General features: G+C 67.6%; 10 protein-coding genes and 1 tRNA gene. 4 read left to right on the forward strand and 7 right to left on the reverse strand.

The annotated features are described in order from the left end of the window. Positions 1 to 84, reverse strand: a tRNA-Tyr gene (locus tag AB7U46_RS13285). Between the two features lie 106 nt (positions 85 to 190). Between AB7U46_RS13285 and rlmB the strand changes: the two genes are divergently transcribed. Together rlmB and AB7U46_RS13295 are read left to right on the forward strand one after the other, a co-directional pair. After that, the gene (rlmB, locus tag AB7U46_RS13290) at positions 191 to 973 is read left to right on the forward strand and encodes a 23S rRNA (guanosine(2251)-2'-O)-methyltransferase RlmB (RefSeq protein ID WP_428337461.1); all 783 of its coding nucleotides are present in this window, start codon (positions 191 to 193) and stop codon (positions 971 to 973) included. A gap of 189 nt (positions 974 to 1162) precedes the next feature. Next, complete coding sequence (locus tag AB7U46_RS13295; protein WP_428337462.1) at positions 1163 to 1582, forward strand: CoA-binding protein; 420 nt, start codon at positions 1163 to 1165, stop codon at positions 1580 to 1582. A gap of 140 nt (positions 1583 to 1722) precedes the next feature. Here AB7U46_RS13295 and AB7U46_RS13300 read toward each other — a convergent pair whose 3' ends face one another. The 6 genes from AB7U46_RS13300 to AB7U46_RS13325 form a co-directional block, all read right to left on the reverse strand. Beyond that, complete coding sequence (locus AB7U46_RS13300; RefSeq protein WP_428337463.1) at positions 1723 to 2907, reverse strand: DegT/DnrJ/EryC1/StrS family aminotransferase; 1185 nt, start codon at positions 2905 to 2907, stop codon at positions 1723 to 1725. Between the two features lie 93 nt (positions 2908 to 3000). Further along, complete coding sequence (locus AB7U46_RS13305; RefSeq protein WP_428337464.1) at positions 3001 to 4308, reverse strand: NAD(P)/FAD-dependent oxidoreductase; 1308 nt, start codon at positions 4306 to 4308, stop codon at positions 3001 to 3003. A 4-nt stretch (positions 4309 to 4312) separates the two neighbouring features. Continuing rightward, on the reverse strand, positions 4313 to 5680 hold the full coding sequence (locus AB7U46_RS13310) for a glutamine synthetase family protein (RefSeq protein ID WP_428337465.1): 1368 nt from the start codon (positions 5678 to 5680) through the stop codon (positions 4313 to 4315). A gap of 46 nt (positions 5681 to 5726) precedes the next feature. Next, positions 5727 to 6347, reverse strand: a complete 621-nt coding sequence (locus AB7U46_RS13315; RefSeq protein ID WP_428337466.1) for an FMN-binding negative transcriptional regulator — start codon at positions 6345 to 6347, stop codon at positions 5727 to 5729. 1 nt (position 6348) lies between these two features. Continuing rightward, entirely contained in the window at positions 6349 to 7029 is a 681-nt protein-coding gene (locus AB7U46_RS13320) for a type 1 glutamine amidotransferase (RefSeq protein WP_428337467.1), read from the reverse strand. Between the two features lie 86 nt (positions 7030 to 7115). Continuing rightward, complete coding sequence (locus tag AB7U46_RS13325) at positions 7116 to 7538, reverse strand: SMI1/KNR4 family protein (protein WP_428337468.1); 423 nt, start codon at positions 7536 to 7538, stop codon at positions 7116 to 7118. A 16-nt stretch (positions 7539 to 7554) separates the two neighbouring features. Between AB7U46_RS13325 and AB7U46_RS13330 the strand changes: the two genes are divergently transcribed. Beyond that, positions 7555 to 7866, forward strand: a complete 312-nt coding sequence (locus AB7U46_RS13330; RefSeq protein ID WP_428337469.1) for a DUF7694 domain-containing protein — start codon at positions 7555 to 7557, stop codon at positions 7864 to 7866. Beyond that, the coding region (locus AB7U46_RS13335) for a hypothetical protein (RefSeq protein ID WP_428337470.1) at positions 7863 to 8064 on the forward strand (202 nt) is incomplete at its 3' end. The genes AB7U46_RS13330 and AB7U46_RS13335, both read left to right, overlap by 4 nt.

Genomic DNA, 8064 nt, shown 5'->3' on the forward strand with positions numbered 1-8064 from the left:
TGGTGGGTGACCCTGGAATCGAACCAGGCGTGGGTCTCCCCGGCGGAGTTACAGTCCGCTGCCGCACCTTGCAGCTCGTCACCCGACGGGGGCGGAGATAGCGAAGGGGGCGGGGGGCGTCAAGCGGGTTTTTCGGGCTCTTGCCAAATGGCCGTGCAACGCGCAGGAAGGGTGAAACGGAGAGCATGCGATGAAGAAACCGTCCTGGGTGATCGACAAGGAACGCGCCAAGCGCGCGGCGGCGGCGCAGACCGTGTGGCTGTTCGGCCTGCACGCGGTGCGCGACGCGCTGATGAACCCGGCGCGGGAGAAGCTGCGCCTCGTGCTGACGAAGAACGCCGCCGACAAGCTTGGCGAGGCGATCGCGGTGGGCGGGCTCGAACCCGAGATGCCCGATCCGCGCAAGTTCGACAGCCTCGTGCCGCTCGCCCCGGATTCGGTGCATCAGGGCGCCGCGCTCGAGGTGAAGCCGCTCGACTGGGGCAAGCTCGAGGATGTCGCGCTCGAGGGCCGCGGCGGGCCGCTGATGGTGCTGCTCGACCGCGTCACCGATCCGCATAACGTCGGCGCGATCCTGCGCTCGGCCGAGGTGTTCGGGGCGCGCGCCGTGGTGGCGCCGGCGCGCCATTCGGCGCCGGAAACCGGGGCGCTGGCCAAGACCGCCTCGGGCGCGCTCGAACGCCAGCCCTATCTGCGGGTGACCAATCTCTCCGACGCGATGGAGGAGCTGCGCGCGATGGGCTACGTGCTCATCGGGCTCGCCGGGGAGGCGGAGCTGACGCTGGAGGAAGGCATCGCCGAGGCCGGCACGCGGCCGATCGCGCTCGTGCTCGGCGCCGAGGGGCCGGGGCTGCGCGAGAAGACGCGCGAGACCTGCGACCGGCTGGTGCGGATCCCTTTCGCGGGGGAATTCGGCTCGCTCAACGTCTCGAACGCCGCCGCGGTCGCGCTTTACGCCGCCTCCGCGCGGTGAGTGCGAAATCCCGTTCACAAAACGGCGATTTTTCGGGCTGCCCCTTTAACCGGGGTTTTACATTCCTATGTCTGACTACAGGAAACGCGGCACTGGAACCGCTGCGTTTCAGTTCACTGTCCCTCGTTCCGCAACTTTGCGCCCGGGCCTTTCGCTCGGGCGCTTTTTCATATCCGCCGGGAGGATCACATGACGGATGAGATGCTGCGCGAAATCTTCAAGGAAACGAAGGTGATCGCGGTGGTGGGCTTTTCCGCCAATCCCGCGCGCCCCTCGCATTATGTCGCGGCCTATCTGCAGGCCAAGGGCTACCGGGTGATTCCCGTCAACCCGGGGCTCGCCGGACAAAGCGCGCTGGGCGAGACGGTCTATCCCGATCTCGCCGCGATTCCCGCCGGGATCGCGGTGGACATGATCGACATCTTCCGCGCCCCCGAGGCGGTGCCCGGCGTGGTGGCCGAGGCGCTTTCCGCGCTGCCGGCGTTGAAGACGGTCTGGATGCAGCTCGGCGTCATCAGCGCCGAGGGCGCCGCGATGGCGCAGGCCGCCGGCAAGCGGGTGGTGATGGATCGCTGCCCGAAGATGGAGATGCCGCGCCTCGGGCTTTGAGCGGGGAGGGGGGCGCCGCCCCCCGCTTGCGCTCCCCCCGAGGTATTTTTGGCAAGATGAAACGAAGCCCCTTCATCTTGCCAAAAATACCTCGGGGGTGAATTTGGCAAAGCCAAAGAGGGGGCAGCGCCCCCTTCCTGTCAGCCTTTCACCACCGCCGCCGCCTCGACGATCGCATCGGCGATGAAGTCGAGCTCGGGCTGGGTGAGCCGCGCGGGCAGGCGCGTGTCGCAGGCGCGCATCAGCATCGCGCGGGTCTTCGGCAGATCGGGCTGGTCGCCGAGGAACTGCCAGTTCCAGAACGCGCGCGCGTTGTCGGGCGAGAGGCCGAAGACCTGCACGCCGACGCCGCGGGCCTTCGCCTCGTCCTGCAGCTGCCGGGCTTCGGCATCGGTCCAGTCGCCCTTGAGGTTGAATTGCAGGCTGTCGGGCGCGCGTTCCTCGGGCCCAAGCGCGGGCGGCACGTCGAGCCAGGGGCTCGCGTTCAGCTTTGCCGCGACATAGTCGTGATTGCGCAGCCCGTCGCGCACGCGGCGCGGCACTTCTGCCAGCTGCGGGCGGATCACCGCGGCCGAGAGGTTCTGCATCCGGGTGTTGTAGAGCGGCAGCTTGTTTTGCCAATGCACGAAGCTGTTTTGCAGGCCGGGGTGCTTCTTCCAGTTGTGCTCATAGGCGCCCGACATGATGATCGCGCGCGCGGCCAGTTCCGGATCGTCGGTCACCAGCACGCCGCCTTCGCCCGCGTTCACCAGCTTGTAGCTCTGGAAGGAAAAGCAGCCGATCTTGCCGATCGTGCCGATCTTCTTGCCGTCCCAGACAGTGCCGAGGCTGTGCGCCGCATCCTCGATCACCGGCACGCCCTTGGCATCCGCCAGCTCCATGATCGCGTTCATGTCCGAGGTATGGCCGCGCATGTGCGAGATCATCACCGCGGAAATGCTGTCGTCGAATTTCGCGCGGAAATCCTCGAGGTCGATGCGGAAATTCTCGCCCACCTCGACCAGAACCGGGGTGCAATCGGCATGCACGATCGCCGAGGGCACGGCGGCGAAGGTGAAGGCGGGCACCAGCACGCGCGCGCCGCGCGGCAGGTCGAGCGCCTTCAGCGAGAGGAACAGCGCCGCCGAGCAGGACGCCACGCAGACCGCATAGCGCGTGCCCATGAATTCGGCGAATTCCGCCTCGAGCCGGGCGACGGGCGCGTTCTCCGAAGTGTAGCGGAAGAGGTCACCGGAGGCGAGCAGCCGCTCGATCTCGGCGCGGGCGGCCTCGGGGATCGGTTCGGCGTCGTAGCAATTCGGAGCGGGCTGGTTGTCGCGGGGCATGTTCAGCTTTCCTGAATGTCACATTCACGAATGCTGTATGACGAATGCCCCGGCCGCGCCAATGAAAGTTTCGTGTCGGCGGCGAAGTGTCGCCTAGAAGCCCAGCCTGTCGCGCAGCGAATACCAGGCCATCCCCGCCGCCAGCAGCGGGAAGCGCAGATGCGAGCCGCCGGGGAAGATATGCGCGGGCAGCTTCGCCATCACGTCGAAACCGTCGCCCGTCGCGGTCACCGCCTGCGCCATCAGCTTGCCCGCGAGCGTGGCGAGCGCGACGCCGTGGCCCGAGAAGCCCGAGGCCGAAAGACAGTTCGGATGCGGCCGGCGGAAGCAGGGCATCCGGTTCATCGTGATCGCGAGCGTGCCACCCCAGGCATGGGTCAGCCGTACGCCTTTCAGCTGCGGATAGACCTGTTCGAGCGGGCCGCGCACGAGGCGGGCGATGTCGCGCGGGAAGCGGTAGCTGACCGTTTCGCCGCCGCCGAAGATCAGCCGGTCCTCGTCCATCCGCCAGTAATTCACCACGAATTTCGTGTCATGCGCGGCGATGTTCTCGCGCATCACCTCGGCCGCGCGGGCGCCCAGCGGCTCGGTCACCGCGATGAAATTGTTGATCGGCATCACGCGGGCCGCGATCTTCGGCTCGAGGTGGTCGAGATAGCCGTTCGCGGCCAGAATGACCTGATCGCAGCTGACCTCGCCCGCCTCGGTCACGACATGGCTTTTGTCGCCGGCATGATGACCGTGGCGGATCTTCGTCACCGCCGTCTTCTCATAGATCACCGCGCCGGCCGCCTCGGCGAGCCGCGCCAGCCCAAGCGCGAGGTTGAGCGGATGCACATGGCCCGCGCCGCGGTCGATGTCGCCGCCGAGATAAAGCGGCGAGGGGATCAGCGCTTGCAACCCCGCGCGGTCGAGCGGCGTGATCGCATCGTAATCGTAATGCGTCGCGAGATATTCGGCCATCTGCTGCGCATGGGCGACCTCGCCCGGATGCAGCGCGCAATGGGCGATGCCGCGATGCGTCGGCACGCCGGCCTGATCGGCCAGCGCATAGGTCAGTGCCTTCGCCTCCTCCGCCATCTCCCAAAGCCGGCGCGCGGCGGGCTTGCCCGCCATCTGCTCGAGCTCGGTGACCTCGAGCCGCTGCCCCGAGCCGATCTGCCCGCCATTGCGCCCCGAGGCGCCGAAGCCCGCGCGATGCGCCTCGAGCAGGACGACGCGGCGCCCAGCCTGCGCCAGATGCAGCGCCGCGGAAAGCCCGGTATAGCCGCCCCCCACGATCGCGACATCCGCCGTGATCGCCCCGCTCAGCGCGGGGCGGTCGGGCGACGGATCGCGGGTCTCGGCGTAGAAGCTTTGCGGGTAGTCCCCACGGCGGTCATTGGCGTAAAGCAGGTTCATCGGATCAGACGTTCAGCAGCAGATGTTCACGCTCCCAGGGGCTGATGACCTGCAGGAACTCCTTGTATTCGTTGCGTTTCACCGCCTCGAACACGGTGCAGAACTCCGGCCCCAGCACGTCGCGGATCTGCGCGTTCTCGGCAAAGAGGTCAAGCGCATCGCCAAGGTTGTAGGGCAGATCCGACTCGCTGATATAGGCGTCGCCGGTGCATTCCGCGCGCGGCATCTTCTTTTCCTTGAGGCCGAGATAGCCGCAGGCCATCGAGGCGGCGAGGCCGAGATAGGGGTTGCAATCCATCCCCGCGAGCCGGTTTTCCAGCCGCCGCGCCGCGGGGCCGGAGATCGGCACGCGCAGCCCGGTGGTGCGGTTGTCGCGCCCCCATTCGAGGTTGATCGGCGCGGCGAAATCGGGAACGTAGCGGCGATAGCTGTTCACGTAGGGCGCGAGCAGCGCGATCACCGCGGGTAGGTGGTTCTGCATGCCGGCGACGAAATGCAAAAACGCCTCGCTCTCGCCGCCATCCGGGTCGGAGAAGATGTTGTTGCCGGTCGCGATGTCGATCACCGACTGGTGGATGTGCATCGCCGAGCCCGGCTCGCCCTCGATCGGCTTCGCCATGAAGGTGGCGAAACAGTCGTGGCGCAGCGCCGCCTCGCGGATCTGGCGCTTGAAGAAGAAGATCTGATCGGCGAGATGCACCGGATCGCCGTGCGCGAGGTTGATCTCGACCTGACCGGCGCCGCCTTCCTGCAGGATGCCGTCGATCTCGAAGCCCTGCGCCTCGGCGAAATCATAGATGTCGTCGATCACCTTGCCGTATTCGTCGACCGCCGACATCGAATAGGCCTGCTTGCCCGCGGCGCGCCGGCCCGAGCGGCCCATCGGCGGGATGATCGGCTGGTTCGGGTCGAGGTTGCGCGCGACGAGGAAGAATTCCATCTCGGGGGCGACGACCGGGCGCCAGCCCTCGGCCTCGTAAAGCGCGACGATGCGCTTGAGCACGTTGCGCGGCGCCACTGGCACCGGATTGCCCTGCTGGTCGAAGACGTCGTGGATCACCTGCAGCGTGATGTCGGCGGTCCAGGGCGCGGCAGAGGCGGTGGTGAAGTCGGGCGTCAGGATCATGTCCGGCTCGGTGAAGGCGCCGGTCGGGTTGTCGACCCATTCGCCGGTGATCGTCTGCAAAAAGATCGAATTCGGCAGGAAGAACCGGTCCTGATGGGCGAATTTCGAGGCGGGCATCGCCTTGCCGCGGGCGACGCCGGCGATGTCGGGAACGATGCACTCGACCTCGTCGAGGCGGCGCCCGGCGATGTAGTTGCGGGCGGCTTGCGGAAGCTGGTCGGTCCAGCGGGCGGATTGCGAAGACATGATCTGAACTCTCTGAAAGGAAAAGGCGAAGGGCTCCGGGGGATCGTCACGATCCCGGGTCGGGCATCAGCCGCGCGAGCGGCACGCCTTCGTCGATCATGCCGTTGCGCACGCCGGCGCGGTCGGCTTCGGTCCTGTTTTGCGAGAGCTTGAGCTTGCCGGTGAGCGCGCCGACCTCGATCTCGAGCCCGGTGATGCCGCGCATCTGCGCCGCGATGAACCGCTCGGGCGCGTCGGAGACGGCCCAGGGTGCGGGGCGGCCGTGCTCCTGCGCCTCGGTCAGCGCCTCGATCTGCGGGCGCAGGAAGTCGGTGCCCTCGATCAGCCGCGCAGTGCCGCGCGCCTGCACCATCGCGTAATTCCAGGTCGGCACGACCTTTCCGGTCTCCGCCTTGGTCGGATACCAGGAGGGGCTGACATAGGCCTCGCCGAGCTGGAACACGACCAGCACCTCGGGCGCCGCCGCGATCTCGGCGATCTGCGGATTGGCGCGGGCGAGATGGGCGCGCAGGAGATGCCGGTCGCCCTCGAGCCCTTGCGTGAAGGGCAGCGGATTGGCCATCGCCCCGCCGGGCCCCGCCGTGATCAGCATCCCGAGCGGCGCCGCGGCGATCAGCGCGCGCAGAGCGTCCGGGTCATGCTCGGCGAAGGCGGGGGGGAGATACATCTCAGCTCCGGGCCTTGAGGAAGAACTCCGCGATCCGGTCGGCGATCGCGGCGGACTGGTTCGGTTTGCCCAGTCGCGCCTGCGCCGAGGCGAGCAGCGGATCGGGCACCACGCCCTTGCCGCGCGTCTCCATCAGCCCCTCGACATAGCTGTCGCGGAACTCGGGATGGGCCTGCACGGTGAAGGCGTCGTCGCCGTAAACCAGCGCGGCATTGGCGCAGAAATCGTTGCAGGCGGCGACCTCGGCCCCGGGCGGCAGCTGCGTCACCTGGTCCTGGTGCCAGGCGTTCAGCGTGATCTTCTCGCCACCGAAATCGTAGTCCTGCGCACCGACGGCCCAGCCGCCGGTGTATTTCTCGACCTTGCCGCCCATCGCCTGGGCGATGATCTGATGGCCGAAGCAGATCCCCACGACCGGCACATGCGCCGCGATCGCCTTGCGGATGAAGGCCTCGAGCGGGGCGATGAACGGGTGGTCCTCATAGGCGCCATGGCGCGAGCCGGTGATCAGCCAGCCGTCGCAGTCATGCACGTCGGCGGGAAACTCCATCGCCTCGACGCGCCAGGTGCGGAAGTCGAACCCATGCCCCGCGAGGAGCGTTTCGAACATGTCGGGATAGTCGCCCGAGGTCTCCCGAAGCATGTCGGGGGCTTGGCCGGTCTGCAGGATGCCGATGCGCATTGTCGTCTCTTGTTTGGATTTGCGAAAGCCTAGACCCGGGGCGGGCGACGGGCAAGGGGGGCTGGCTGCGCCGGTGCCGCCTCCGGTCACGCCCCGGCCAGCCAGACCTCGGCGATCCAGTCGGCGAGCGAGGGCCAGCGCTCGGCGGAGGCCCCGTTGTGATCCCGGAACCGGACGGAGCCGTCGGGGGCCAGGCAGTGATAATCGCCATTGTCCTCGCAGATCGGCAGCCAGTCCGGCGGCACCCCGACGGCGCGCGCCACCTCCAGCGCGGCGCGCAACTCGCCGCGCACGCCGCCCTTCGGCTCCTGCAGGGTGAGCAGGTCGAGCGTGCCGACGAAGGCATTGCCCGCGCGTTTAAGCAGGGCGCGATAGTCCTCCGGGAAGGTGAGACCGGTCTGCGCCTCATAAAGGGCGATCAGCCCGTCATCGGGCGGCGTGCCGACCCGCCCGGCGGGCGGATCGAGCCGGTCGATCTGCGCGAGGAGCGCGTCGAGCGCCGGGGTCATCCTCTGTCTCCCTTCGGTGCCGCCCCCGGGCCTTCCCGGCAAGAGGGCTTTCATCTTGCCGGAAATACCTCGGGGGGGCTGCGTCAGCAGTGGTTGGGACCACGTTTCGGTGTCGTTGCCGCGCCGCTGCCCGAACTGGGAAGAGATGTCCTTCGTGAAGGGGATGTTCTTCCAGGACGATGAGACCGCGATGCAGCTTCACGTTCCTCTGAGCCAGCACATTAACCACCATCCTTACTGCCTTCACCTGTGGCGACCGCATCAGTTCGAGATCCCAAGGCCGCCCTTCTGGATGGTTGGGCCGATGCCTGGGCGGAGCGGGGCATGATGTCGGATCGCATTGTCACTTCCGGCGCCCGCAAGGGCACGGGCATCAACTGCACAGCGGCCGAGCTGACCGAACTCGCCGCCACCGCGAAGGCCAAGGTGAAGGCCAGCGCACGCGGTTGGTCGATGTTGAGCCAGCGCGAGATCATCGCGCTGGCCTGGCTGGCGGATCTGTTTCTGGAGGATGGCGCGCTGCCCG

The sequence above is a fragment of the Paenirhodobacter sp. genome, from assembly GCF_050177655.1.
Taxonomy (GTDB): Bacteria; Pseudomonadota; Alphaproteobacteria; order Rhodobacterales; family Rhodobacteraceae; genus Rhodobacter.

Bases quoted from the DNA above. Each gene is read 5' to 3' on its own strand.
- AB7U46_RS13315 (WP_428337466.1), bottom strand. From the start codon at position 6,347: ATGTATCTCCCCCCCGCCTTCGCCGAGCATGACCCGGACGCTCTGCGC.
- AB7U46_RS13310 (WP_428337465.1), bottom strand. From the start codon at position 5,680: ATGTCTTCGCAATCCGCCCGCTGGACCGACCAGCTTCCGCAAGCCGCC.
- AB7U46_RS13295 (WP_428337462.1), top strand. From the start codon at position 1,163: ATGACGGATGAGATGCTGCGCGAAATCTTCAAGGAAACGAAGGTGATC.
- AB7U46_RS13300 (WP_428337463.1), bottom strand. From the start codon at position 2,907: ATGCCCCGCGACAACCAGCCCGCTCCGAATTGCTACGACGCCGAACCG.
- rlmB (WP_428337461.1), top strand. From the start codon at position 191: ATGAAGAAACCGTCCTGGGTGATCGACAAGGAACGCGCCAAGCGCGCG.
- AB7U46_RS13320 (WP_428337467.1), bottom strand. From the start codon at position 7,029: ATGCGCATCGGCATCCTGCAGACCGGCCAAGCCCCCGACATGCTTCGG.
- AB7U46_RS13305 (WP_428337464.1), bottom strand. From the start codon at position 4,308: ATGAACCTGCTTTACGCCAATGACCGCCGTGGGGACTACCCGCAAAGC.
- AB7U46_RS13325 (WP_428337468.1), bottom strand. From the start codon at position 7,538: ATGACCCCGGCGCTCGACGCGCTCCTCGCGCAGATCGACCGGCTCGAT.